Annotated in this window: 24 protein-coding genes and 1 tRNA gene; 10 read left to right on the top strand and 15 right to left on the bottom strand. The window is 62.0% G+C overall.

Annotation, left to right across the window (positions count from 1 at the left end; translation table 11 throughout):
* Positions 1 to 12: 12 nt before the first annotated feature.
* From JI744_RS17415 to JI744_RS17405, 3 genes are read right to left on the bottom strand one after another with little or no spacing between them, the layout of a single operon-like run.
* The gene (locus tag JI744_RS17415) at positions 13 to 2,610 is read right to left on the bottom strand and encodes an ATP-dependent helicase (RefSeq protein ID WP_328757525.1); all 2,598 of its coding nucleotides are present in this window, start codon (positions 2,608 to 2,610) and stop codon (positions 13 to 15) included.
* A 55-nt stretch (positions 2,611 to 2,665) separates the two neighbouring features.
* Complete coding sequence (locus JI744_RS17410) at positions 2,666 to 3,436, bottom strand: pyrroline-5-carboxylate reductase family protein (RefSeq protein ID WP_202662447.1); 771 nt, start codon at positions 3,434 to 3,436, stop codon at positions 2,666 to 2,668.
* A gap of 9 nt (positions 3,437 to 3,445) precedes the next feature.
* Positions 3,446 to 3,991, bottom strand: a complete 546-nt coding sequence (locus tag JI744_RS17405) for a MarR family winged helix-turn-helix transcriptional regulator (RefSeq protein WP_202662446.1) — start codon at positions 3,989 to 3,991, stop codon at positions 3,446 to 3,448.
* 117 nt (positions 3,992 to 4,108) lie between these two features.
* Between JI744_RS17405 and JI744_RS17400 the strand changes: the two genes are divergently transcribed.
* Together JI744_RS17400 and JI744_RS17395 are read left to right on the top strand one after the other, a co-directional pair.
* Entirely contained in the window at positions 4,109 to 5,620 is a 1,512-nt protein-coding gene (locus JI744_RS17400) for an MDR family MFS transporter (protein WP_202662445.1), read from the top strand.
* 145 nt (positions 5,621 to 5,765) lie between these two features.
* The gene (locus tag JI744_RS17395; RefSeq protein WP_202662444.1) at positions 5,766 to 9,206 is read left to right on the top strand and encodes a pyruvate carboxylase; all 3,441 of its coding nucleotides are present in this window, start codon (positions 5,766 to 5,768) and stop codon (positions 9,204 to 9,206) included.
* 36 nt (positions 9,207 to 9,242) lie between these two features.
* Here JI744_RS17395 and JI744_RS17390 read toward each other — a convergent pair whose 3' ends face one another.
* From JI744_RS17390 to phaC, 4 genes are all read right to left on the bottom strand, one after another.
* Entirely contained in the window at positions 9,243 to 10,190 is a 948-nt protein-coding gene (locus JI744_RS17390; RefSeq protein ID WP_202662443.1) for a LysR family transcriptional regulator, read from the bottom strand.
* 1 nt (position 10,191) lies between these two features.
* A complete protein-coding gene (gene phaR, locus JI744_RS17385; RefSeq protein ID WP_202662442.1) occupies positions 10,192 to 10,752 on the bottom strand; it encodes a polyhydroxyalkanoate synthesis repressor PhaR in 561 nt (186 codons plus the stop codon).
* Between the two features lie 112 nt (positions 10,753 to 10,864).
* On the bottom strand, positions 10,865 to 11,314 hold the full coding sequence (locus JI744_RS17380; protein ID WP_202662441.1) for a Phasin: 450 nt from the start codon (positions 11,312 to 11,314) through the stop codon (positions 10,865 to 10,867).
* 142 nt (positions 11,315 to 11,456) lie between these two features.
* Positions 11,457 to 13,250 (bottom strand): class I poly(R)-hydroxyalkanoic acid synthase, encoded by a 1,794-nt coding sequence (phaC, locus tag JI744_RS17375; protein ID WP_202662440.1) that lies wholly within the window; start codon positions 13,248 to 13,250, stop codon positions 11,457 to 11,459.
* Between the two features lie 103 nt (positions 13,251 to 13,353).
* Between phaC and phaZ the strand changes: the two genes are divergently transcribed.
* On the top strand, positions 13,354 to 14,625 hold the full coding sequence (gene phaZ, locus JI744_RS17370; protein ID WP_202662439.1) for a polyhydroxyalkanoate depolymerase: 1,272 nt from the start codon (positions 13,354 to 13,356) through the stop codon (positions 14,623 to 14,625).
* Positions 14,626 to 14,673: 48 nt separating this feature from the next.
* On the opposite strand, the gene JI744_RS17365 is transcribed toward phaZ, so the two are convergent.
* The 4 genes from JI744_RS17365 to JI744_RS17350 are packed head-to-tail and all read right to left on the bottom strand — an operon-like array spanning position 14,674 to position 17,833.
* A complete protein-coding gene (locus tag JI744_RS17365; RefSeq protein WP_202662438.1) occupies positions 14,674 to 15,384 on the bottom strand; it encodes an alpha/beta fold hydrolase in 711 nt (236 codons plus the stop codon).
* Positions 15,381 to 16,313, bottom strand: coding sequence for an alpha/beta hydrolase (locus JI744_RS17360; RefSeq protein ID WP_328757522.1), 933 nt, complete (start codon positions 16,311 to 16,313; stop codon positions 15,381 to 15,383). The genes JI744_RS17365 and JI744_RS17360 overlap by 4 nt, the downstream gene beginning before the upstream one ends.
* A gap of 52 nt (positions 16,314 to 16,365) precedes the next feature.
* On the bottom strand, positions 16,366 to 17,109 hold the full coding sequence (locus JI744_RS17355) for an alpha/beta hydrolase (protein WP_202662437.1): 744 nt from the start codon (positions 17,107 to 17,109) through the stop codon (positions 16,366 to 16,368).
* A gap of 31 nt (positions 17,110 to 17,140) precedes the next feature.
* Positions 17,141 to 17,833, bottom strand: coding sequence for a DNA-3-methyladenine glycosylase I (locus JI744_RS17350; RefSeq protein WP_202662436.1), 693 nt, complete (start codon positions 17,831 to 17,833; stop codon positions 17,141 to 17,143).
* 201 nt (positions 17,834 to 18,034) lie between these two features.
* On the opposite strand from JI744_RS17350, the gene thrS reads away from it, so the two are divergent.
* Positions 18,035 to 19,978 (top strand): threonine--tRNA ligase, encoded by a 1,944-nt coding sequence (gene thrS / locus JI744_RS17345; protein WP_202662435.1) that lies wholly within the window; start codon positions 18,035 to 18,037, stop codon positions 19,976 to 19,978.
* Between the two features lie 124 nt (positions 19,979 to 20,102).
* On the opposite strand, the gene JI744_RS17340 is transcribed toward thrS, so the two are convergent.
* The gene (locus tag JI744_RS17340; protein WP_202662434.1) at positions 20,103 to 20,459 is read right to left on the bottom strand and encodes a hypothetical protein; all 357 of its coding nucleotides are present in this window, start codon (positions 20,457 to 20,459) and stop codon (positions 20,103 to 20,105) included.
* A 194-nt stretch (positions 20,460 to 20,653) separates the two neighbouring features.
* Here JI744_RS17340 and JI744_RS17335 point away from each other — a divergent pair, with 194 nt between their 5' ends.
* The gene (locus JI744_RS17335; RefSeq protein ID WP_202662433.1) at positions 20,654 to 20,860 is read left to right on the top strand and encodes a cold-shock protein; all 207 of its coding nucleotides are present in this window, start codon (positions 20,654 to 20,656) and stop codon (positions 20,858 to 20,860) included.
* Between the two features lie 87 nt (positions 20,861 to 20,947).
* Here JI744_RS17335 and JI744_RS17330 read toward each other — a convergent pair whose 3' ends face one another.
* Together JI744_RS17330 and irrA are read right to left on the bottom strand one after the other, a co-directional pair.
* Positions 20,948 to 21,274: an arsenate reductase family protein gene (locus JI744_RS17330; protein ID WP_407927606.1), complete on the bottom strand. Its 327-nt coding sequence runs from the start codon at positions 21,272 to 21,274 to the stop codon at positions 20,948 to 20,950.
* A gap of 54 nt (positions 21,275 to 21,328) precedes the next feature.
* Complete coding sequence (irrA, locus tag JI744_RS17325) at positions 21,329 to 21,736, bottom strand: iron response transcriptional regulator IrrA (protein ID WP_202662481.1); 408 nt, start codon at positions 21,734 to 21,736, stop codon at positions 21,329 to 21,331.
* Positions 21,737 to 21,927: 191 nt separating this feature from the next.
* Between irrA and fabA the strand changes: the two genes are divergently transcribed.
* The 5 genes from fabA to JI744_RS17300 are packed head-to-tail and all read left to right on the top strand — an operon-like array spanning position 21,928 to position 25,774.
* Positions 21,928 to 22,437, top strand: coding sequence for a bifunctional 3-hydroxydecanoyl-ACP dehydratase/trans-2-decenoyl-ACP isomerase (gene fabA, locus JI744_RS17320; RefSeq protein WP_202662432.1), 510 nt, complete (start codon positions 21,928 to 21,930; stop codon positions 22,435 to 22,437).
* A 16-nt stretch (positions 22,438 to 22,453) separates the two neighbouring features.
* Positions 22,454 to 23,683, top strand: a complete 1,230-nt coding sequence (gene fabB, locus JI744_RS17315) for a beta-ketoacyl-ACP synthase I (protein ID WP_202662431.1) — start codon at positions 22,454 to 22,456, stop codon at positions 23,681 to 23,683.
* Between the two features lie 22 nt (positions 23,684 to 23,705).
* Positions 23,706 to 24,494, top strand: a complete 789-nt coding sequence (locus JI744_RS17310) for an enoyl-ACP reductase FabI (protein WP_202662430.1) — start codon at positions 23,706 to 23,708, stop codon at positions 24,492 to 24,494.
* 24 nt (positions 24,495 to 24,518) lie between these two features.
* A complete protein-coding gene (locus JI744_RS17305) occupies positions 24,519 to 25,310 on the top strand; it encodes a metalloprotease (RefSeq protein ID WP_202662429.1) in 792 nt (263 codons plus the stop codon).
* 53 nt (positions 25,311 to 25,363) lie between these two features.
* Positions 25,364 to 25,774 (top strand): VOC family protein, encoded by a 411-nt coding sequence (locus JI744_RS17300; protein WP_202662428.1) that lies wholly within the window; start codon positions 25,364 to 25,366, stop codon positions 25,772 to 25,774.
* Positions 25,775 to 25,839: 65 nt separating this feature from the next.
* On the opposite strand, the gene JI744_RS17295 is transcribed toward JI744_RS17300, so the two are convergent.
* Positions 25,840 to 25,913, bottom strand: a tRNA-Gly gene (locus JI744_RS17295).
* Positions 25,914 to 25,928: the final 15 nt, after the last annotated feature.

Raw genomic sequence — 25,928 nt, 5'->3', positions numbered from 1 at the left:
CGGCTAAGTCCGTCAGAACGGCACGTCAGAAACCTGATGCGCCGGGATCACCCAGCGCGCCACGATCTTTTTCGCGCCCGCATGGTCGAATTCTATATCCAGTTTGTCGCCTTCAATCCCCATCACTTCGCCATAGCCGAACTTCTGGTGAAACACCCGGTCGCCGATGACATAGGCGCTGAGGGCCACGGCATCGATCGTCATGCCCCGCGCCTCTCGCGGCTGGCTGACCGGGCGCGCGGCGCTGCGCTCTTGCATGCGCCGCCAGCCGGGCGAGTTATACACATCCGCCTTGGTCGCCCGGTCCTCGACCGCCGAACCGTAGCCAGACCCGAACCCTGCCGCCGCGCCATAGCCCCCGCCGTAAAGGCTGGGCGCTGTCAGCACCTCAACATGTTTGGCGGGCAGTTCATCAATGAACCGGCTGGGAAGCTGGCTTTGCCAACGCCCAAAGTATAGACGATTTGACGCGAAAGAGATGGTGCAAAGTTTTTCGGCGCGCGTGATGCCGACATATGCCAGTCGTCGCTCCTCTTCCAACCCTTTGTTACCGCTTTCATCCATACTGCGCTGGCTAGGCAGAAAGCCCTCTTCCCATCCTGGCAAGAAGACGATTGGAAACTCCAAACCTTTGGCTGCGTGCAGTGTCATAATAGTGACCTGCTCATCCGCCTCCTGACGATCAGTATCCATGATTAGAGAAACGTGCTCTAAAAAGCCTTGAAGGCTATCAAATTTCTCGAGAGCATTGACCAGTTCCTTCAGGTTTTCCAGCCGCCCCGGCGCCTCTGGCGTCTTGTCGTTCTGCCACATCGAGACATAGCCGGATTCCTCCAGTATCGTTTCGGCCAGCCGGACATGGCCCATGTCATTGGCGGGTGGGGTGTCAGGCAGCATCGGCTCGATCAGCGTATCTTCGGGAAGTGCGGGCCGGGCACCCAGCACCGCCTCATGCCAGCGATCGATGCCGTCGATGAAACCGCGAAGTTGCCCCGCGCCCTTGCCGCCCAGACCGCTGCGCGCCAACAGACCCCGCGCGCCTTCGACCAGATTGCTGCCCTGCGCCCGTGCCTCCAGTTGAATGGATTGCACCGCCTTGTCACCAAGGCCACGCTTGGGCACGTTCACCACCCTCTCGAACGCGAGGTCATCATCGGGCGACACGGCCAGCCGGAAATAGGCCATCGCATCGCGAATCTCCTGCCGTTCATAGAACTTCGGGCCGCCGATCACGCGGTACGGCAGACCGATGGTCAGGAAACGATCCTCAAACGCCCGCATCTGGTGGCTGGCGCGGACGAGGATGGCCATGTCCTCCAGCGAATGGGGTTCGAAATGGCCCCTGCCGCGTTGCAGACCCTCCAGCTCCTCGCCGATCCAGCGCGCCTCTTCGTCGCCGTCCCAATGGCCAATCAGCCGAACCTTTTCGCCGTCCTTCTCATCGGTCCACAGCGTCTTGCCCAGCCGCCCCTCATTCCTCGCAATGATACCGGAGGCGGCCGCCAGAATATGCGGCGTCGAGCGGTAATTCTGCTCCAGCCTGATCACCTGCGCGCCGGGAAAATCCTTTTCGAACCGCAGGATGTTGCCCACCTCTGCCCCACGCCAGCCATAGATCGACTGGTCATCATCCCCCACGCAGCAGATGTTCTTGTGCGCCTGCGCCAACAGCCGCAGCCACAGGTATTGGCAGACGTTGGTATCCTGATATTCGTCCACCAGAATATAGCGGAACCGGCGCTGATAGCTTTCCAGGACATCGGGGTATTTCTGGAAGATAGTCACGCAATGCAGCAAGAGGTCGCCGAAATCGGTGGCATTGAGCGCAAGAAGCCGCTGCTGATAGGCCTCATAAAGCTCGGTCGCGCGGTTGTTGAAGGCGCTCGCCTCGGACGACGGCACCCGATCGGGCGTCAGTGCACGGTTCTTCCAGCCATCGATGATTCCGGCCAACAGCCGCGCCGGCCAGCGCTTTTCGTCGATGTTGGCCGCCACGATCAACTGCTTCATCAGCCGCAGCTGATCGTCGGTGTCTAGAATGGTAAAGTTGGACTTTAGATGCAGGCGATCAGTATTTGAATGCACCTCGTACGAACTATTTGGTGCGCCCTCTAACATGCCGATTTCCGCTAAAGCCTCGTTACTATGCGGCTTAAGATCATTTCTGACCTTAATTGACGGCCCACTAACCTTAGATGGTTGTGCTCCGACAACCAACTCGGCATGGCGACGCAAGATTTTTACGGAAACAGCATGAAATGTGCCCATCCATTTCATCGGAGTCTTGATACCGAATGGTGAGTTTTCCAGCCGCTTTCTCATCTCCAAAGCAGCTTTATTCGTAAATGTGACGGCTAGGATTTGGTCCGAGGGTACATGCTTATGCCAATAAAGATGCGCTACGCGCGTCATTAGTGTTTTAGTTTTACCCGTACCCGCTCCTGCTAACATCAAGACAGGCCCGTCCAAGGCCAGAACCGCCTCGCGTTGAGCAGGGTTGAGGCCCGCAAGATAATCTTCGGGTGGTGCATCGGCAGGCATGGCCCTGCGGCCCAGCGCCATTTGCGACAGGGAGACTGCGGCCTCGAACGGATCATCATCGTCAATCATGGGGCAAAACTAGCGAATATGGGGGAAAAGGGAAAGAGTCGTTCCGCGAATGTTCCTATTGCCCCATCGCCTGCGCCTTGGCGGTGGCCGCTGCCAGCGCGTCGGTAATCGCTTGGGTCAGGCCCGGTTCTGCGGCGGTGATCCCGGCATCGGTGATGCCTTTGTAGCTGCGGTAATCATCCAGCACCGCGCCGACCTCAGCCATACGCCCGCGCAGGAAATCGGCGGAACCGCAGATCACCGCCTCGACCGCCTGCAAGGCCACCGCTTCGGGCAGGCCACGCGACCGGGCATCGGCCAGCATGGCCTGCGCCATCAGGGCGGGATAGGCGGAACCGGAACCGGACAGCGCCGACAGGTAATCCAACTGCCCCTCATCCGCGACCTGGGCCTCGGCCCCCATGGCCGACAGGATGCGGGAAACAAGCGCGGCATCTTCCGCGCCCAGATCGCCCACCCAAGGGGTAAAACTCTGCCCCAAGGGCGCGCCGCCATTGGGCATCGCCCGTGCAATACGCGCTTTGGGCCAGCGTGCCGACAGCTTGGCTAGCGTCCAGGCGGTCATGAAGGAAATCACCAGCTTGTCACCGGCATCGAACCCTTCGAGCGGAAAATCCTGTGGCCGGACCGACAGGATCAGCACATCCGATTGCGCGCAAAGGTCGGCGGCATCCTTCGCCCAGATCACCGGATGCCCGGCATAACCGCCCAGCTTGCCCGAACGGTTCAGCACCACCAGATCACTGGCCGCCCAGCCCTGCCCGATCAGCCGCAAGCCCTGCGCCTGCCCCAGCCAGCCCGTCGCCCCCAATATACCCAGCTTCATCGCAGCCCCCTATCCGGCGGGAAACTGCTCCCGCATGCCTTCGTTATAACGGCGGAACAGGCGCGCCAAGGCCTGCACATCTTCGGCGGGCCAGTCGCGGAACAACTGCATCCAGCGCCGCCATTTGGCGCGCAGGAAAGATTGCAGCAGCGCGCGTCCCTGATTCGTCGGCACCAGCACCGAACGGCGGCCATCTTCCTGGCTGACGGCGCGCGCGACAAATCCCCGGTCCACCAGATCCGACGCGATGCGGCTGGCGCGCGAGGCATCGACCAGCATTTCCTCGGCCAACAGACCCACCGTCACCTCGGACGGCGCCGCACGGCCGAAACCGCTGGCGATACGGGCAATGGCAGACAGGGCGTGAAACTGCATCGGCTCGATATCGGTCCCCACCTCGGCCATCAGGCTTTGGGGAATGTCGCCCTTTTTCACCCGGCGCATATAGGCGAAATTCTCGATGTCGAAATCCAGCAGCGCCTCTGCCGCCTCGGGGGCAAAGCCGCTGTCGCGCAGGTCGGCCGCAAGGGCCTCTTGGAAAGAGGTTCGGATCATGGGGTGCAGATGGCCGAAGCCCGTGCGCCTGTCAATAGCCTGCGACTGGCATTTATGTGCTGTTGACACATAAATGCGATGCCGTTACATCCGGGACCTACGCAGAACAGGTGATTCATGTCTTCCTCCCCTTCCGCCGTTGCGGACCAGGGCCATCGCGGCTCTATCCGGCTGGTCATTTTCTCTATCGGTTTGCTTTTGCTTCTGGCGTCACTGGACCAGACCATCGTTTCGACCGCCCTACCCACCATCGTCGCCGACCTTGGCGGGTTGGAGCATTTAAGCTGGGTGGTCACCGCCTATATCCTGTCATCGACCCTTGTGGCGCCGCTTTATGGCAAGCTGGGCGACCTTTATGGCCGCCGGCTGATGGTGTTCATCTCGGTCGGGCTGTTCCTGTTCGGGTCCGCCCTGTGCGGGCTGGCACAAAGCATGGGGTTCCTGATTGCATCCCGCGCGATTCAGGGCTTGGGGGGCGGCGGGCTGTTCGTGCTGGCGCTGTCGGTGATTGGCGACGTGATCCCGCCCAGCGACCGGGGCAAGGTGCAGGGCGTGTTTGCCGCCGTGTTCTCGGCCTCTTCCGTCATCGGGCCGCTGGCGGGTGGCTGGTTTGTCGAGGCGGCATCCTGGCACTGGATTTTCTATATCAACCTGCCCCTGGGCTTTATCGCCATCGCCGGTTTCGCCGCCAGTTTCGCCGCCAACCCCGAACGGCAAAAGCACAAGATTGACTGGGCAGGCGCTGCGGCGCTGTCGGTGGCCTTGGGTGCGCTGACGCTGGTGACCTCGCTTGGCGGCAGCACGCTGGCTTGGGATGCGCCCGGAACGCTGGCGATGATTGCGCTGGTGCCTACCGCGCTGGCCGCCTTTATCTGGATCGAAAGCCGCGCCGCCGAACCCGTTCTGCCGTTGGAGCTGTTTCGGAACAACGTCTTCACCGTGTCGGGCATCATCGGCTTTGCCACGGGTGCGGCCATGCTGGGCGGGCTGACCTTTCTGCCGGTCTACCTGCAAATCGCCAAGGGCTATTCGCCCACCGCCTCGGGCCTGATGATGATTCCGATGACGGCGGGCATCCTGACCTCCTCTACCTTTGCAGGGCAGTTCATGGGGCGCACCGGGCGCTACCGCATCCTGCCCATGGTTGGCACCGCGCTGATCGCACTGGGGGCAGCGGGGCTGGGGCTGCTGGATGAAACCAGCCATCCGGCGGTGTTCTGCGCCGCCATCCTGATCTTTGGCCTTGGCATGGGCTGCATTTTCCCGGTCGTCACCACCGCCGTGCAAAACGCCGTGCCGCGTCACCAGTTGGGCACCGCCACCGCCGCAGGGGTGATGTTCCGCCAGATCGGCGGGTCGCTGGCAGTGGCCGTGTTCGGCGCGATCTTTACCGCCCGGCTGTCGGCCGGCCTTGGTGCCAACGCCAACCTTGCCCATGGCGGAGAAATCGGCCCGCAGGCATTGGCCGCCCTACCTGATGAGATGCGCGCCCAGATCGCCGGGCTGGCGGTTCATGCCATCAATCCGGTGTTCTGGATCGTGGTAGCGCTAGCACTGATCGGCTTCGGTTTCTCTCATGTTCTCAAAGAGGTGGCTCTGGTCAACCGCACCGTTCCCAAGGGCGAATGACCTCACGGGCAAGACAGGGTTTGCAACTGCAAATCCTGTCTTGAATATGTCGCAAAATTTGCAGTTAAGGCGTCCTGAACCCTTGCGCTGCGCTGCGGCGATCTTACAGTGCCCCGGTCGATACCTGGCCGACGGGGAGCCGCCTATGCCTGAGTTCAAGAAGATTCTTGTCGCCAACCGGGGCGAGATTGCCATCCGCGTGATGCGCGCCGCCAATGAAATGGGCAAAAAGACGGTCGCCGTCTATGCCGAGGAAGACAAGCTGTCGCTGCACCGATTCAAGGCGGATGAGGCGTATCTGATCGGTCAGGGTCTGTCGCCGGTGGGGGCCTATCTGTCGATCCCCGAGATTATCCGCGTGGCCAAGATGGCGGGGGCGGATGCGATCCACCCCGGTTATGGCCTTTTGTCGGAAAACCCCGACTTTGTTGAGGCTTGCGATCAGGCGGGCATCACCTTTATCGGCCCGCAGGCCGACACCATGCGCGCCTTGGGTGACAAGGCTTCGGCCCGCAAGGTCGCGATTGAGGCGGGTGTGCCCGTCATTCCCGCGACCGAAGTGCTGGATGACGACTTCGCCGCGATCAAGAAGCAGGCGAAAGAGGTTGGCTATCCCTTGATGCTCAAGGCGTCCTGGGGCGGCGGCGGGCGCGGGATGCGCCCGATCCTGTCCGAGGATGAGCTGGAAGCCAAGGTCCGAGAAGGCCGGCGCGAGGCCGAGGCCGCTTTTGGCAACGGCGAGGGTTATCTTGAAAAGATGATCATCCGCGCCCGCCATGTCGAGGTGCAGATCCTGGGCGACAAGCAGGGCAACGTCTGGCACCTGTGGGAGCGGGATTGCACCGTGCAGCGCCGCAACCAAAAGGTCGTCGAACGCGCCCCCGCCCCCTATCTGACCGACGAGCAGCGCACCGAAGTCTGTGAAATGGCGCGCAAAATCTGTGCCCATGTGAATTATGAATGCGCTGGCACCGTCGAATTCCTGATGGATATGGACAGCCAGAAGTTCTACTTCATCGAGGTGAACCCCCGCGTGCAGGTCGAACATACCGTCACCGAAGAGGTGACCGGCATCGACATCGTGCAGGCCCAGATCCTGATCGAAGAAGGCAAGACCCTGGCCGAAGCCACCGGCGTCGCCTCTCAGGCAGAGGTCAAGCTGAACGGCCATGCCGTGCAGTGCCGGGTGACGACCGAAGACCCGCTGAACAACTTCATCCCCGATTATGGCCGCCTGACCGCCTATCGCAGCGCCACCGGCAACGGCATTCGCCTTGATGGCGGCACCGCCTATGCGGGGGGCGTCATCACCCGCTATTACGACTCGCTGCTGGTCAAGGTGACGGCCCATGCCCAGACGCCGGAAAAGGCGATTGCGCGGATGGACCGGGCCTTGCGCGAATTCCGCATCCGCGGGGTGGCGACGAATATCGAATTCGTCATCAACCTGCTGAAGCACCCGACCTTCCTCGATTACTCCTATACGACGAAGTTCATCGACACGACGCCCGACCTGTTCCACTTCAAGAAACGGCGCGACCGGGCGACCAAGATCCTGACCTATATCGCCGACATCACGGTGAACGGGCACCCGGAAACCGCAGGTCGCCCCAAACCCCCGGCCGAGGTGAAGGCCCCCAAGGCCCCCGCACCCAAGGCCGAACCGGCGATGGGCACCCGCAACCTCTTGGAACAAAAGGGTCCGCAGGCGGTTGCCGACTGGATGAAGGCGCAGAAAAAGGTTCTGCTGACCGATACCACCATGCGCGATGGCCACCAGTCGTTGCTGGCGACCCGGATGCGGTCGATCGACATGATCACCGTCGCCCCCGCCTATGCCGCCAACCTGCCGCAACTTTTCAGCGTCGAATGCTGGGGCGGTGCCACGTTCGACGTGGCCTACCGCTTTTTGCAGGAATGCCCGTGGCAGCGCCTGCGCGACCTGCGCGCGGCCATGCCCAATGTGATGACGCAAATGCTGCTGCGTGCCAGCAACGGTGTCGGCTATACCAACTATCCCGACAACGTGGTGCAGGCCTTCGTCAAGCAAGCCGCCGCCACCGGCGTTGATGTGTTCCGCGTATTCGACAGCCTGAACTGGGTTGAAAACATGCGCGTCGCGATGGATGCGGTGATCGAGGCGGGCAAGGTCTGCGAAGGCACCATCTGCTATACCGGCGACCTGCTGGACCCGGCGCGGCCCAAATACAACCTGAAATACTACGTTGACCGCGCGCTGGAGCTGAAATCGGCGGGCGCGCATATCCTTGGCCTCAAGGATATGGCGGGGCTGTTGAAGCCCGCCGCTGCGCGCCAACTGGTCAAGACACTGAAGCAAGAGGTCGGCCTGCCGATCCACTTCCATACCCATGACACCAGCGGTGCGGCGGCGGCGACCATTCTTGCCGCCTGCGATGCCGGGGTGGATGCGGTCGATGCCGCGATGGATGCGTTTTCGGGCGGCACCTCGCAGCCCTGCCTTGGGTCTATCGTCGAAGCCTTGCGCCATACCGACCGTGACACCGGCCTCGACATCGGGGCCATTCGTGAGATTTCCAACTATTGGGAACATGTCCGCGCCCAGTATGCCGCGTTCGAATCCGGCATCCCGGCCCCCGCGTCCGAGGTTTACCTGCACGAAATGCCCGGCGGCCAGTTCACCAACCTCAAGGCACAGGCCCGCAGCCTTGGGCTGGAGGAACGCTGGCCCGAGGTGGCGCAGGCCTATGCCGATGCCAACCAGATGTTCGGCGATATCGTGAAGGTCACGCCCTCGTCCAAGGTGGTGGGCGACATGGCACTGATGATGGTGGCCCAAGGCCTGACCCGTGCGCAGGTCGAAGACCCCGCCGTTGATGTGGCGTTCCCCGATTCGGTGGCCGACATGCTGAAAGGCAACCTTGGCCAACCCCACGGCGGCTGGCCCAAGGGCATCCAGACCAAGGTGCTGAAGGGCGAGGCCCCGCTGACCGACCGCCCCGGCAAATCGCTGCCCCCGGTCGATCTGGAGGCAGTGCGAACCAAGGTTTCGGCGGAGTTGAATGGCTTTGTCATCGATGACGAAGACCTCAGCGGCTATCTCATGTACCCCAAGGTGTTCCTGGATTACATGGGCCGTCACAAGACCTATGGCCCCGTTCGTGTGCTGCCCACCCGCACCTTCTTTTACGGGATGCAGCCGGGGGACGAGATCACCGCCAAGATCGATTCCGGCAAGACGCTGGAAATTCGCCTGCAAACCGTCAGCGAGACGGGCGAGGATGGCGAGGTGAAGGTGTTCTTTGAACTGAACGGCCAGCCCCGCGTAATCCGCGTGTCGAACCGGGCGGTCAAGGCAAAGACCGCCGCCCGGCCCAAAGCGCTGGAAGGCAACCCCGCCCATATCGGTGCCCCGATGCCCGGCTCGGTTGCGTCGGTGGCGGTGACGGTGGGGCAAAAGGTCAATGCGGGCGACCTCTTGCTGACGATCGAGGCGATGAAGATGGAAACCGGCCTGCACGCCGACCGCGCCGCCACGGTCAAGGCGCTGCATGTTCACGCGGGCAGCCAGATCGAGGCGAAAGACCTGCTGATCGAGCTGGAATAAGCAAAAGGCAGGGCGCGTGTTGGCACGCGCCCTGCCCTAAAGCACCCGCAGCGCGCCCTTGGCCCAAGGCATCCGCTGCAACATCGGGGCAACCACCTGATCCTGGATCAACCCGCGCAGCCGCAAGGCAATCTGGCCCGGCATATCCTGCAACACCCCCGCCCGCGCTGACAGCGACAGGGTGCGCGAAATCGGGTCCATCGGCAGGGGCAACACCTCTACCGCCGCCTGGAACCGCGCGGCATGGTGCAAGGCCAGCGGGGTCAGGATGGTCCAGCCCTCGCCCTCTGCCACCATCGCCAGAATGGCGTTGTAACTGTCCAGCTCGAACCGCGCCGCCTGCCCCATGTTCTGCCGCGCCAGATGCGCCGCGATCTGGCGGCCCATCAGATGCCGCGCGGTATAAAGGATCAGAGGCAGGCCCGTGGTGCCCCGCCCTTTGGGCGCCACCGCGACGAAGGGTTCGGCCATCAGGGGATGCACCTCACGCCAGCCGTCATCGCCTTGGGTCATCCCGGCATCGGCGGTGACGGCAATATCCAGCGCCCGCGCCTCCAATTGATCCAGCAGCCTATGGCTTGCCCCGGTTTCCAGCAGGAACCGGCAGCCCTTCAACTCTCGTGCCAACCCCGACAGCAGACGCGGCGTCACCTCGGCATCGAAATCCTCGATCATGCCCAGCCGCAGCGTGGTCAGCCCGGCCAGATCGGCCACCGCCAGTTCGGCCCGCGCTTCGGCCTCGGCCGACAGGATGACCTGCGCATGGCGACGAAACATCGCCCCCGCAGGCGTCAGCGCAAGGGGCCGGGCCGAACGGTCCAGCAAGACCGCGCCCAGCGCCGCTTCGATCCCGGTAAGTTGCTGCGAAATGGCAGAGGGTGAGACGTTCAGCCGCCGGGCAGCGGCTGAAATCGCCCGCTCTTCCGCTACCGCCAGAAAGACCTCGATCCCCCACAGGGTAACGCGGCCCTGAACCTGCGGCATGTCAGAGCTTCGACAGCTTCTTCTGAAGCTCGGCAAACTGCTTCTTGATCTCGGCCAGTTCCTCGGCCGATCCCGGCTCTGGCGCGCCCTCTTCCTTGGCGGGGGCGGTGCCGGTCCAACCAGGCAAACCGCCCATCATCGTCTTCATAAAGGCTTCCTGCTGCTTGCGCAGCGCGTCAAAGCCCGGCACCGAGGCCAGCGGGTTCGGAATGGTGCTCAGGTTCTCGACCATCTTCGACTGACCTTCGCGCAGCATCTCGAAGCTGGCTTGCAGGAACTGCGGCATCACCGCCTGCATGTTGGTGGCGTAAGAGCGCACCAGATCGGTCAGCACATTGGTCGGAAGAACGGTATCGCCCTTCGATTCATGCTCGGCCACGATCTGGAGCAGGTATTGGCGCGTCAGATCATCGCCCGATTTCAGATCGACGATCTGCACCTCGCGGCCAGACCGGATGAACCCGGCAATGTCTTCCAGCGTCACATAATCGGAGGTTTCGGTATTATACAGCCTGCGGCTGGCGTAGCGCTTGATCAACAGCGGCTTCGCAGTATCGGCCATTTGGAGCCCTCCCAGATTTTGCTTGTGCAGAGAAGTCTAGGAGAGGTGCAGCAAAAAAGAAAGGGCAGGCTAAGCGCCTGCCCAACACTAGATACTGACGTAAAGGGCGCGATTACTTCGCAGCCGCAGCAGCCTTTTTGGCGGCAGCGGTCACATCGGCGGTGGCCTTCTTGACAGCAGCTTGCGCTTCTTCCGAAACGTCCTTGCCAGCGGCCAGGATCAGTTCAACGGTGTCCATTTGGACCTTTTTCGCGATCTCGGCGAAAGCGGCCAGGTTTTCAGCAGCCAGTTCGGCAGCGGCGGTCGCGAAATCGGACGCAGCCTTGGTGTATTCAGCCGGCTCTGCCTTGGCTTTCGAAGCCACGGTCAGCTTGGCGATGGTGTCTTTGGCCCATTTGGTCGAGATTTCGGTCGATTTCTCGGCAGCCGACAGCGCAACGGCGGTCAGTTTTTCGCCAAAGGCGGCCTGGGTCTTGAATGCGTTTTGCAGCGAAGACGCGTCAACCGGGAAGGAAGCCGCGAAATCCTGGAACACCTTGGTGAAGTCGGGGGTCTTGTTCATTGTCTTGCTCCTGCAAATCCGGGGCAACATCCCCCGGCCTCTGATAGAAAGAACATAGATGCTGCACCGCAGCATTGCAAGTGAAATTTCTGCAACGCAGCACGAATATTGACCCTAGGTAAGCCGATTCAGCCCCCGCACATCAGATTGCCGGAACCGCCGCGACATAGCCCCCCGGTGCCGCCCCCAAAACAGCGCGCCCCGAATCACCGGGCACCCGCGCCGTGATCTTCTTGCCCGACCGGCCCGCCAACCATTCGCCCCAGCGTGGCCACCAGCTACCGGCATGAAAGGTGGCGCTGGCCATCCAATCTTCCGGCGTCGTCATCGGGCCGTCATTGGTGTAATGGCCATACTTGCCCTTTGACGGCGGGTTCACGATGCCCGCGATATGGCCGGACTGCGACAAGATGAAGGTCTTGTCCTTCGATCCCATCTGTCGCACGCCGTTGAAGCTGCCGCGCCAATGGGCGATGTGATCGGTCTCGCAGGCAATGGCGCAAACGGGCAGTTTGACGCCCGCCAGGCTGACAGGCTGACCGAACACCTGGAACGTGCCCTTGGCAAAACCGTCCCCCTGACACAGCCCGCGCAAATACTCGACCGCCATCTTGGCGGGCAGGTTGGTACCATCGCCGTTCCAGTACAGCAGATCGAACGCGGGCGGGGCTTCGCCCATCATGTAGCTTTTGATCGCAGGCTGATAAATCAGGTCGTTTGACCGCAGATAGCTGAAGGTCCGGCTCATGAAGTATTTCGACAGGATGCCGTCAACCTTCGACTGCCGCTCGATCCCGTCCACGAAATCATCGGACAGAAACACCCCCACCTCTCCCGGATCGGAAAAGTCGGTCAGGGTGGTGAACAGCGTCGCCGATTTGACGGTCTTGTCCCCCGCCCGTTCCAGATGCGCCAGCGTCAAGGACAGGGTGGTGCCCGCGATGCAATAGCCGACGCAGTTGATCTGCGCCTCGCCCGTGATGCGGCGCACCTCTGCCATCGCGGTCAGATAGCCCTCGCGGATGTAATCATCCATGCCGACATCGGCATATTCCGCGCCGGGATTGACCCAACTGACCACGAACAGCGTAAAGCCCTGATCGACAATCCACTTGATCAGGCTGTTCTGTGCCTTCAGGTCCAGCACATAGAACTTGTTGATCCACGGCGGAAAGATCAGCAGCGGCGTCTGATACACCTTTTCGGTGGTGGGCGTGTACTGGATCAGCTCGAACATTCGGTTGCGGAACACCACGCTGCCGGGCGTTGTCGCGATGTTCTGGCCAACATGAAACGCCTCGCGGTCGGCCAGCGTCACGGTCAGCCCGCCATTGCTGGCCTCGATATCGGCGATCAGGTTTTCCAGCCCCTGCACCAGACTTTCGCCGTCCGTCGCAATCGCCTTTTCCAGCGCATCGGGGTTGGTGCCCAGGAAATTGGTCGGCGCCAGCATATCGACGATCTGCTTGCTGAAATACTCGACCCGCTTCCTCTCGTCCGGCGCGATGCCTTCCATATCCTCGACCGCCTGGCTGACCGCTTCGGCATTGATGAGATATTGCTGCTTGAGGTAATTGAACGCCGGATGCGTATCCCACATCGGGTTGGCAAAACGGCGGTCCTTGGGGCCGGGGTCGGCGGGGGCCTTCAGCTCACCCTTGGCCAAGGCTTGCTGCGCCTCGATGTAATGCTTCAGGCTTTTGGTCCAATAGCCGACCTGATGCTCCAGCAATTTTGCGGGGCTTTGCATCATCCCGGCCAGATAGGCCTGCGCCGCCTTCATGAACACTTCGGCCGAGGGGCCATGCAGCGCCGGGTCATGCGCCTTTTGCTGTGCCATCGCCGCCATAAGGCGTTCTGTCAGAGCCTCGACCTTGGCAAGATTGGCCGTCAGCTTCTCCAACTTTGGTGCCGCCTCGTATTCCTTAGTTGCCATGCTTATTTTTTGCCCCTACTCTCGCTGCTATGCAGCATGAAGGCGCCCGCCAAAACGCGATGCGCCGCACAGTATGGCGTATCATCGGTGGAGACTCCCTGACATGAAGTATATGGCCACCTATGACCTTATGGAAAGTGTGCGCAACACCAACGAGTGGATGGGCGCCACCGCGCGGGCCATGGCCTCGTATCCTGCCTTCGCGCTGACGATGAACCCGATGCTTTCGCTGATGGCCGCCTGGGGCGAGGTGACCGAGCGCAGCTTCTCGCGCATGGTCGTCAAGCCAGACTGGGGAATCCGCTCCATTCCAGGACCCGAAGGGCAGGACCATCTGGTTGACGTCAAGACTGTCGTCGAAAAGCCTTTTGGCAACCTGATCCAGTTTTTCGTGCGCCGCCGTGCCCCCATGGCCCGCAAAATCCTGATCGTGGCGCCGATGTCGGGGCATTATGCCACACTCGTGCGCTCTACCGTGACCAGCTTGCTGCCCGATGCCGACGTTTTCGTGACAGATTGGCACAACGCCCGTGACATTCCGATTTCCGCCGGGAAATTCGATGTCGAGGATTACACCCTCTACCTTGTTGATTTCATGCGCTCCTTGGGGCCTGACACCAATGTCATCGCCATTTGCCAGCCTGCCCCCCTGACGCTGGCCGCAACGGCCTATCTGGCGGCCGAAGATCCCGATGCCCAGCCCCGCACCCTGACCCTGATCGGCGGCCCGATCGACCCGGACGCTGCCGCGACCGAGGTGACCGACTTTGGCCGCCGAATCACCATGGGCCAGTTGGAGCAGATCGCCATTCAGCGCGTGGGCTTCAAATACAAGGGCGTGGGCCGTCTGGTGTACCCCGGATTGCTGCAACTGCAAAGCTTCATGTCAATGAATGCAGAGCGTCACTCGAAGGCGTTCGCAGAACAGATCATGCGCGCCGCGCGGGGCGAGGCGTCGGACCACGATGCGCACAACCGCTTTTACGATGAATATCTGGCGGTGATGGACATGGCCGCCGAATTCTACCTTTCGACGGTCGAGCGGATCTTCAAAAACCGCGAAATCGCCCGTAACGAATTTACCGTCGCCGGGAAAAAGGTTGATCTCGGCGCGATTACGCAAGTGGCGGTGAAAACGGTCGAGGGCGAGAAGGACGACATTTCGGCCCCCGGCCAATGCGTGGCGGCGCTGAAACTTTGCACCGGCCTGCCAGATAGCAAGAAGGCCTGGCATCTGGAGCCTGAGGCCGGCCACTATGGCATCTTCGCTGGCAAAAGCTGGCGGCTTAACATCCGCCCTTTGGTGCTGGATTTCATTGATGCCAATGCTGGCACGCCCAAGCCTGCGCGGCTGAAGGCTGTCACGAACGGCTAACCCCTCACCCACCCCTAGCCTCCCCACTCCGGCGATGGGGCTAGCGCCCTATCGCAGCATCATCGGCCCGTTCAAAAACGCCTCTAGAACCGCCGAAACCGCCTCTGGCTGTTCCAGACTTGCCAGATGCCCGGCATCGGGAACAACCTGCAACTGGCCATAGGGCATCAGTTGCGCAGTGAACTCCTGCCGCCGCAACGGAACAAGCGTATCGGCCGCCCCCGCCAGCACCAGCGCGGGCAGCCGCACCTTGCGCATGGTCTTCTGCATGTCGGGGCGACGCTGCAAGGCTTTGCTTTGCCGCAGAAAAACTCCCTCGCCCAGACCCAGCGCCATATCGGTCACCAGCGCCATCACATCAGCGCGCCACGGCATATCGGCCAGCGCCCCCTCGGGAATTTCCTCGCGCATTGCCTGCGCCAGTCGACCCGCCCGCGCCGCGACCATCCGCGCCTCGCGTGCCGCCGCCGTTGCGGGCGGCTCGGCCAAGGGATCGGTCGCCATCAGCACCACCCGCGTCACCCGCTCCGGTACCCGCCGCACCAGATCCAGCGCCACATCGCCCCCCAAGCCGTGTCCCAACAGGGCGAAACGCTCGGGTAACCCCGCCAACATCGCTTCGGAAATCTGCTCGACCGTCTCACCCTTCACGGGCAGGCACACCTGCATCTGCCGACCAGCGCCCAAGGCCACCATCTGCGGCAAGAACAGCCGTGCATCGGCCATCAGCCCGGGGATCATTACCAAAGGCTCGTTCATTGTAGGCCCCGCAGCCAGTCTGTGATCAGCCCCACCACAGGCGCGGTCTGGTTGGGTGACAGGATATCCCCGGCAAGAATATGTGCATACGGGTCATCCCCCGGCCCGATCTGCCGCTCAACCAGCGTGACCGGCCCGCCCCACCCTGCCAGGGTGCTGCGCGTTTTTCTGGGGCTGACCACCTGATCTTGCGGGCTGATCAGCACCAGAATCGGCACCTTCACCGCGCCATAGTCCAGCTTGCGCGCATAGTTCACCAGGGCTGCCATCGGGAAAACCGCCCGCGTCGGATAGCGCGTCGTCCAATGTGCGGCATGGCCAGCGTTCACTGGCTCAAAACCCAACTCCCGTCCGACCAACAGCGGCCCCCAAGCCTGCACAAACGGCATGTCCAGCAGCATGGCCTCCCCTCGCCGCAACCCGAAATTGGGCGAGATCATCACGATCCCCGCCATGTCCTGCGCCAATGCCGGTTCGGTCGCCGCCACCGCCGCCAAGGTGCCTCCGGTCGATGTGGCAATCACCACCACCCGGTCGCCCAACCTGCGGCCAATCGCCAGCGCTTCGGCGGTATCATGCAGCCAGTCGCCCGCCGATGCCATGGCCATCGCTGCGCTTGACCGGCCATGGCCGGTCAGCCGGGTAAAGAACAGGTTCGCACCCAGCGCCTTGGCAACCCGGTCGGGCACCGGGCGAATTTCCCATGGCCCCCCAGAAAAGCCGTGCAGATATACAATCGCAAGCGGAGTCTTTTTCCCTGCCACACCTGCCCAGACAATCTGCTTGCCGTCTCCGGGCCGAATATCGGAAAACTGTAGCTCGCTCCTCGCCAGCCATGCCGCAAGATCGGTTGAGCTTTCCGGCAGAATAGCTTCATCAAACGACAGATTTCGTTCTACAGGGCCATCCTTGGCAAAGACCCATGCCACCGCAAAAAGTCCGAAAAAGACAATCAGCCCAATTCTCATCCAGTGCGTGACCCTACGCACCCAGCACCTCTTGAACCGTCCTCACCATCAGCGCCAGACAGTCGGGCGACGAAAACCGATGGTCCGCGCCCTTCACCAGTGTGAGGCGAATATCCGGCCCTGTTGCGTGATCCAGCAGCCTCAGCGCCACCGATTGCGGCACATCCGTATCCGCCGTGCCCTGCAACAGCCGCACCGGAAACGGCAACTCCAACGGGGTGCGCAAGACCAATCGTCCCCGCCCCTCCTCGATCAGCCGCCGGGTGATGACATAGCCCGCCGGATCATACTCAGACGGCAGAACCACCCGCCCCATCGCGGCCAACTCATTCCTCTGGGCCGCAGAAAACCCCGCCCACATGCTGTCTTCGGTGAAATCCGGCGCGGCAGCGATTCCCACCAGTGCCGCCACCCGTTCCGGCATCGCACGGGCCACCAGCAGCGAAATCCAGCCGCCCATCGATGACCCGACCAGCACCTGCGGCCCCTCCGTCAGCGCCGAAATCGCGGCCACCGCATCTTCGAACCAGTCGCCAATCGCGCCGTCCAGAAAATCGCCGCCGCTTTCGCCATGCCCCGAATAATCGAACCGCAAGAATGTGCGCCCCGTCCGCTCAGCCCAGTCTTGCAGGAACACCGCCTTGGTGCCCTCCATGTCAGATTTGAAGCCACCCAGAAACACCACACCCGGCCCTTGACCCGGTGTCTGGTGATAGGCGATCCGGCGGCCCTGCGGTGTCTTCAGAAACTGGGGCAAGGCGCTCTCCTTCGGCTTGGGGCGGACCCTATCAAGGCCCCGCGCCGCTGCCAACCGCACCAATGCTTTGCGCCAGCACCCGGCTGATCACATTCAAGGGCTGCCTGCTTTCGGCCTGCCACTGGTTGAATGCCGCCTGCACCGACGCCATCGCCTTGGCCGACGTGGGCGGGCCGTCAATCACGCCCTCAGCTACCAGCCGCGCTACCACATCCGGCCCCAGAACATAGCTTTCCTTGCCCATATGCCGCAACATATAGGCCCCGGTCGATCCCCCCAACCGGCTGCCGTTCTTGCCCAGCCATGCCAGCAATCCGGCAAAGTCGTTCACGGGCCAATCGGCGATCCGCCGCCCGAAGCCGCCACATTCACGCGCAACCCCTTGCACGAACACCGCATTGTCGCGGATCGCCACGATCTTCGGCCCCGATCGGATCACGCGGGTATCCGAAACCAACGCATCAATCCGCTCGCCCTCAAACATCGCCAGCCGGCCCGGATCGAAGCCAGCAAACGCCGCCTCGATCCCCGGCCATTTCGCCTCTACCACCTTCCAGCTTATGCCCGCCTGAAAGATGCCCCGCGCCATCGCCGCCAGCCAGCGGTCATCAGGAATGGCCGCCAGCGCCGCCGCCGCCAAGGGCTGCGTCGCCCCTGCCAAAACCGCCGCCACGCCCCCCTTGCGCTCTGCGGCAATTGCTAGAATTTCGTCAAAGCTGCGCATCACATCCCTCCTGCTTTCGCCAACCTGCCACGGCCACCATCACCCCGCAAAGCCCCTTCCTCTTGGCAAAAATACTCCCGCCGGAGGCGCAGCTTTCCACCCGTGCCCCGGTTGACTTTCACCCCCTTGGGGGCCAAAACCCCCGAACCATAACCCGCAACCGGGCGTTCCGTGGGCGCCAAACTGACGAGGATCAGGCCAATGGCCCAGATTTCCCTGACATTTCCCGATGGCAATATCCGCAACTATGAGGCGGGCGTGACCGCTGCCGAAGTGGCAGCCTCCATCGCCCCCTCGCTGGCCAAGGCCGCGATTTCCGCGCAAGTGGGCGGCCAGCACTGGGATCTGCAATGGCCGATCACAGCCTCGACGACCATCGCCATCAACACGATGAAAGATGACGCCCCCGCGCTGGAACTGATCCGCCACGACCTTGCGCATATCATGGCGCGCGCCGTGCAGGAAATCTGGCCCGAGGTGAAGGTCACCATCGGCCCGGTCCGTGATTACGGCTGGTTTTACGATTTTGACCGCGCCGAGCCCTTCACGCCCGAAGACCTTGGCGCGATCGAAGCGAAGATGAAGCAGATCATCAACGCCCGCGACCCGGTGAAAACCGAGGTCTGGGACCGCGCCCGCGCGATCAAATTCTATGAAGACAAGGGCGAGCCCTTCAAGGTCGAGCTGATCAACCGCATCCCCCAAGGCGAAGACCTGCGGATGTATTGGCATGGCGACTGGCAAGACCTGTGCCGTGGCCCGCATCTGCAACATACGGGGCAAGTGCCCGCCGATGCCTTCAAGCTGACGCATGTCGCCGGTGCCTATTGGCTGGGAGATGCCAGCCGCCCGATGCTGCAACGCATCTACGGCCTTGCCTTCAAGAACCGCGACGACCTCAAGGCCCATATGACCATGCTGGAAGAGGCCGCGAAACGCGACCACCGCAAGCTGGGCCGCGAGATGGACCTGTTCCACCTTCAGGAAGAAGCCCCCGGCATGGTGTTCTGGCACCCCAACGGCTGGCAGATCTGGCGCGGGCTGGAAGATTACATGCGCGGCCGGTTGCGCACGGCCGGCTATAAAGAAATCAAGACCCCACAAGTGGTTGACCGTATCCTGTGGGAAAAATCGGGCCACTGGGAAGCCTACCGCGAGAACATGTTCATCGTCGAAGTGGACGAGGAGGGAGCCAAGGAAAAGCGCATCAATGCGCTGAAACCGATGAACTGCCCCTGCCATGTTCAGGTCTATAATCAGGGCTTGAAGAGCTACCGCGACCTGCCTTTGCGGCTGGCCGAATTCGGCTCGTGCCACCGCTACGAATCCTCCGGTTCGATGCACGGCCTGATGCGGGTGCGCGGCTTTACGCAGGACGATGCCCATATCTTCTGCACCGAAGATCAGATCGAAAGCGAATGCGCGGGCTTCATCGCCCTTCTCTCTTCGGTCTACAAAGACCTTGGGTTCGAGAAGTTCGACATCAAGCTGTCCACCCGCCCCGAAGTGCGTGTGGGGTCGGACGAGGTTTGGGACAAGGCCGAGGCGGCGCTGCAAAAGGCAATTGAAGGTCTTGGTCTACCCTATGAGGTGAACCCCGGCGATGGCGCTTTTTATGGCCCGAAGCTGGACTTCAAGCTGACCGACGCGATTGGCCGCGAGTGGCAGTGCGGCACCTTCCAGGCCGACTTCAACCTGCCGAACCGGCTGGATGCGGAATTTGTCGGGGAAGACGGCGCCAAGCACCGCCCCGTGATGCTGCACCGCGCCATCCTCGGCAGCTTTGAACGCTTCATCGGCATCCTGATCGAAAACTACGCCGGCAAGCTGCCTTTCTGGCTGGCCCCGCGTCAGGTGGTCGTCGCCTCGATCGTGTCGGACGCCGACGCCTATGTGATGGAAGTGACCGAGGCGCTGAAAAAAGCCGGGGTTCGGGCCGAGGCCGATACGCGGAACGAAAAGATCAACTACAAGGTCCGCGAGCATTCGGTGGGCAAGGTGCCGGTCATCCTGGCCATCGGCATGAAAGAGGTGGAAGACCGCACCGTTTCGGTCCGCCGTCTGGGTGAGAACCGCACCGAGACCATGGGCTTTGACGAGGCGCTTCGTGTCCTTGGGCTGGAAAGCCTGCCGCCATCGTCCTGACAGGGGGGGTACATCACGCACCCCACCCTAAGAACGTCTGTGCCGACGCCCCCTTCCCCATTCGCGGTGGGGGCGTTCGCCCATAGGGTGCGCGAGGTCACGCACCTGCCGCCCGTCAATGATCTCAATGGGTGTCGGGCTGCCGCGCTGCCAGTGCCAGAATTCCGCCAAGGCCGCAAAAGGCAATCGGGAACATGGTAAAGACATTGAAGCCAAAGGCGAACCAGATCGCCGCCCCCGCCGCCAACAGCAAAACCCCCGCCGGCTGGTTCTGCGACCGTGCCATGGCCCCGCCCGCAATCGCCAGAACCGGAGCCAGAAAGCTGGCCGCCTTGATCACCATCGGGTGGTCAACCTGCTTGCCCATCTCGCCAATCGCGCCATGCTGTTCGACGAATGTGGTGTAGCCATAGCCGAAAAAACCCACGATCATCGCCCAGATTCCGCCGATGATCCCCAGTACAAGTGCGGCGTTCCGCATACTTTTCTCCTGTTTTCAAGCACTTGACGCCCAGAATCGACAACCCGATTCGGCGCTTGATTTTCAATTGAGCTTTGGCATGATTTCGACAGTGACGACAGGCTTTCTGACTGCCTCTACCCGTAGGCCCGGAAGATTTGGCGCACGGCCCCGTGCAATACCGCAAGGGGAGAAACGGAGTAAGGAGAGACGGAATGCCCACCGGCACCGTAAAATGGTTCAACGCCACCAAGGGCTTTGGTTTCATCGCCCCCGATGATGGCGGCAAGGACGTTTTCGTTCACATTTCGGCTGTGGAACGTGCTGGCCTCAAGGGCCTGAACGACAATCAGAAGATCGGATACGAACTCCAGTCGGGCCGCGATGGCCGCGCCTCGGCGTCGGATCTGAAACTGCTCTGATTGCCGCCCGCGCGGCAGGCGTGCCGCGCCTTATAATACGGGCGGCCCCTGCGCGGGGCCGTTTCCCGTTACAGGGTGGTCGACGCGCTAAAGATACTTGGCGCGCACCGTCTCGTCCCAGCCCATCGTCAGCGCGCCGTCACGCTCGATCACCGGGCGCTTCATCACGGCGGGTTGGGCGGCCAGTTGCGCCTCTGGGTCCGACGCCTTCAGGAACTCGCCAAAACTGCGGTAGGTAGTCGAGGACTTGTTGATGATCGCATCACCGAAGGTTCCAACCAGACGATCAATCTCGTCCGCCGACAGCGGGGTTGCCCGCACATCGCGGAACGTCACCTGATGGCCCGCTGCCGTCAGTTCCTTTTGCGCCTTCTTGCAGGTGTCACAGGTAGAAATGCCGTAAAGGATCATCATAGCCTCGCGGAATGTCGATAAAGGGTCAGGTGCTGCGTACTCAGACTTGGCGCATCAAGCCTTGCGCAGCCGGATCACCAGATCGACACGGGCAATCTGGGTGCCTTCGGGCGGGGTGGGCAGGCCGGTGATCTTCAACTGATCGCGCGGCGCGTCAGTCAGCAGTTGCTGGTCTTCCCAATAGAAATGCGGATGGTCATCCAGCCGGGTGTCGAAATACGACCGCGAGGCATCGACGACCACCTCGTTCACCAGCCCGGCATCGCAAAAGGCGCGCAGGGTGTTGTAAACCGTGGCCAGCGAAACCCGCTCTCCGGCGCGCGCGGCGGCGTCATACAGCCATTCGGCGGTGACATGCCGGTCCTGCCCGTCGCCCACCAGCAGCGCAGCCAAAGCCAAGCGCTGCCGCGTCGGGCGCAGGCCGCCACGCGACAACCATGTCGCGGCAAGGTCGTCGTGCATCTGGGGCAGTTGATCCTTCATCCGCGATATATAGATGACAATGAGGGTGAAATTCAATCGCAAAGCCGCAAAGACCCGCGCAGAGCGGGCCAGAAGGCGTGGAGAGGTCGCACAGACCGGCCCCTGCCCTTGCTTACCCTTCCCCCCCTCTGTTACATGGGGTCAAAGACCATCGGGGGGATTGGGACAGGATGAGCGGGTATCCGACAAGCTTCAGCAAGGAAGACCTTCTGAAATGTTCGCGTGGAGAGTTGTTTGGCCCCGGCAACGCACAACTGCCCGCCCCGCCCATGCTGATGATGGACCGCATCACCGAAACTTCGGGCGATGGCGGGCTTCACGGCAAGGGTCATGTGGTCGCTGAATTCGACATCACCCCCGACCTGTGGTTCTTTGACTGCCATTTCCCCGGCAACCCGATCATGCCCGGCTGCCTTGGCCTGGACGGTCTGTGGCAGTTGACCGGCTTCAATCTGGGCTGGCGCGGCTGGGAAGGGCGCGGGTACGCGCTGGGTGTGGGCGAGGTCAAGCTGACTGGAATGGTGCGCCCCGATCGCAAGATGCTGACCTACAAGGTGGATTTCACCAAAGCCCTGCAAACCCGCCGCCTGACCATGGGCGTCGCTGACGGTATTGTAGAGGCCGACGGCGAGGTTATCTATCAGGTCAAGGATATGAAGGTCGCCCTTTCGGCGAACTGACAGGAAAGGATTGCCCATGCGTCGCGTCGTCATCACCGGCATCGGGATCATCTCTCCCATCGGCAACAGCGCTGATGAGGTCGAAGCCAGCCTGCGGGCCGGGAAATCCGGCATCGTATTTGCGCCTGACTATGCCGAACACGGGTTCCGCAGCCAGGTTCACGGGCAACCGCAGATCAATCTGGAAGACCATATCGACAAGCGCAACCTGCGCTTCATGGGGCCGGGTGCTGCCTATAACTTCCTTGCCATGCAGCAGGCCATCGCGGATTCGGGGCTGGAAGAGTCGGACGTTTCCAATGAGCGTTCCGGCCTGATCATGGGCTCGGGCGGGCCATCGACCTCGAACTTCTTCACCGCCTTCGATTGCGTGATCAACAAGGGCGCGCCGAAGAAGATGGGGCCGTTCATGGTGACCCGCTGCATGAGCAGCACCAATTCGGCCTGCCTTGCCACGCCCTTCAAGATCAAGGGCGTGAACTATTCGATCACCTCGGCCTGCTCCACCTCGGCCCATTGCATCGGCAATGGCGTCGAACTGATCCAGATGGGCAAGCAAGACATCGTCTTCGCCGGCGGTGGTGAGGAACTGGACTGGACGCTCTCGTGCCTGTTCGATGCCATGGGCGCCATGTCGTCGAAATACAACGACACGCCCGAAACCGCGTCGCGCACCTATGACGCGACGCGCGACGGCTTTGTCATCGCAGGCGGCGGCGGTGTGGTCGTGCTGGAAGAGCTGTCCCACGCCCTTGCGCGCGGCGCCAAAATCTACGGCGAAGTCACCGGCTATGGTGCCACCAGCGACGGCTATGACATGGTCGCCCCCAGTGGCGAGGGCGGCGAACGGTCGATGCGGTTGGCGGTTTCGACCCTGCCCGAAGGCCGTAAGATCGACTATATCAACAGCCACGGCACCTCGACGCCCGTAGGTGACGTGACCGAGCTGGAGGCGATCCGCCGCGTCTTTGGCCGCGGCACCACCCCGCCCATCGCCTCGACCAAATCGCTGACCGGCCATTCCTTGGGTGCCACCGGCGTGCATGAGGCGATCTATTCGCTGATCATGATGAACAAGAATTTCATCGCCGCCTCGGCCAATATCACGCAACTGGACCCGGCGATTGACCCCGGCGAAATCGTGCAGACCCTGCGCGACGGGGTGGAACTGGATAGCGTGCTGTCGAACTCTTTCGGCTTTGGCGGCACCAACGCCACGCTGGTGATGTCGAAATACCTCGGCTGATTTGAATAGCAGGAGTGCCGGTATGGCCGAACTGATGAAGGGCAAGCGCGGGCTTGTCATGGGTGTGGCCAACGAACGCTCCATCGCCTGGGGCATCGCCTCGGCCTTGGCGGCCGAAGGGGCGGAACTGGCGTTTTCCTATCAGGGAGAGGCCTTTGGCAAGCGGGTCGAACCGCTTGCCAAAAGCGTCGGCAGCGATTTCCTGGTCGATGTCGATGTGACAAACGACGACAGTCTGGATGCCTGCTTTGGCAAGCTGAAAGACCGCTGGGGCACGATGGACTTCCTGATCCATGCCATCGCCTTTTCCGACAAGAACGAGCTGACGGGCCGTTTTATCAACACCACGCGCGGCAATTTCAGCAATTCGCTGGCGATTTCGTGCTTCAGCTTCATCGACGTGTCGCGTCGCGCCGCCGAACTGATGCCCGATGGCGGCAGCCTGATCACGCTGACCTACGCCGGGTCGAACCGCGTGACGCCCAATTACAACGTGATGGGCGTGGCCAAGGCGGCACTGGAAAGCGCCACGCGCTATCTGGCCAATGACCTTGGCCCGCAAAAGGTGCGCGTCAACGCCATTTCCCCCGGCCCGATGAAGACGCTGGCCGGTGCGGCCATTGGCGGCGCGCGCGCCACCTTCCGCCACACAGAAGCCAATTCCCCCATGCGCCAGAACGCGACGCTGGAAGCGATTGGCGGCACCGCTGCATGGCTGTGTTCCGACTATGGCAACTGCACCAGCGGCGAGATCGTGCATGTCGATTGCGGCTATCACGTTCTGGGAATGCCGCAGCAAGACAATCTCTGACACCTCTCGCGCCGGTTAGGGTAAATGGTCGCGCTGTTCGTCTCTTTGTGTTTGTTGTCGGGCACTTGGGCCACGTTGCGCGGCGGCTTTGCCGGGTCTGGCCCCGGCCTTCGCCGCACCGGGCTTGACCCCAACGCCGTCGGGCTGGCGGTCGTCGCGGTGGGTGCGGCAGTCTGGTTCTTTGGCTGGGTCTTTGGTCTGGCCTTTATCGTCGCGGTCTTGCTGCATGAATACGGCCATGTTGCCGCCTTTCGCGTTTGCGGCCATGCCGACGCACAGTTTCGCCTGCTGCCGCTGGTCGGCGGGCAGGCCATCTCGTCCCGCCTGCCCGGCAGCCATGTGGAAGAGGTGTTCATCACCCTGATGGGCCCCGCCATCGGCCTTGCGCCGATGTTTGTGCTGCTGTCCGCCTCGGAATTGCTGTGGAATGCCGCGCCGCATCTGGCCTATGGCATGCAGATCCTTGCCATGGTCATCGCCGGGCTGAACGCCTTTAACCTGATGCCGTTCTGGCCGCTGGATGGCGGCAAGATTTTGCGAATACTGGTCTTCACATTCCTGCCCGGCGCGGCGCAGGGGGTTACGCTGGCCCTGTCGGCGCTGGCTGCGGCGCTGGCAATCCTGACGCAGTCCTATTTCCTGTTCATCTTCGTGCTGCTGGGCCTGTCGGGCCTGTTGCAATCGGCGCAGGTAATCCGCCTGCAACGCCCGATGTCATGGCGCCGCGGACTGTTGGCAGCAGGCGCCTATCTGACCACAACCGCCACCTATGCTTGGGTCGCCCTGCCCCTGCTGTCGATGTTCCGCTTGGGATGATTGCCAATAGTTAGCCAATACACTAACTATAAGAGGCGAACCGGAGGAAACCGATGCCCCAGATGATTTTTGTCAACCTGCCCGTCACCGACGTGGCCCGCGCCCGGACCTTTTATCAAGGGCTGGGCTGGACGATCAACGAACAGTTTTCGGATGCGACCACGGCCTGCATCGTGGTGTCCGAAGCGATCTATTTCATGGTCCTGACGCATGAGCGGTTTCAGGGGTTTTCACAAAAGCCCATGGTGGACCCGCGCAACGGCACCACCGCGCTGATCTCGCTTAGCTGCGACAGCCGCGATGCGGTTGACACGATCACCGAGGCCGCAATTGCCGCAGGCGGCTCGGACGCCGAACCGCCGCAGGATCTGGGCTTCATGTATTCGCGCGCCTTCTATGACCCGGACGGCAACGGTTTTGGCGTGTTCTGGATGGACCCGGCCGCTGTGCAGGGTAACGGCTGATACGCGAAAAAAGAGGGCGGTCACAGATGTGACAGGCCTTTGTCGATGCGTCGGGTCTAAGATTTTGGAGCGGGTGACGGGAATCGAACCCGTGTCTTTAGCTTGGAAGGCTAAGGTCTTACCATTACACAACACCCGCAACTGCCCGCCTGAT

The sequence above is a fragment of the Fuscibacter oryzae genome, assembly GCF_016765795.1.
Lineage (GTDB): Bacteria > Pseudomonadota > Alphaproteobacteria > Rhodobacterales > Rhodobacteraceae > Fuscibacter > Fuscibacter oryzae.
This window is presented reverse-complemented; position numbering and strand designations above follow the sequence as displayed.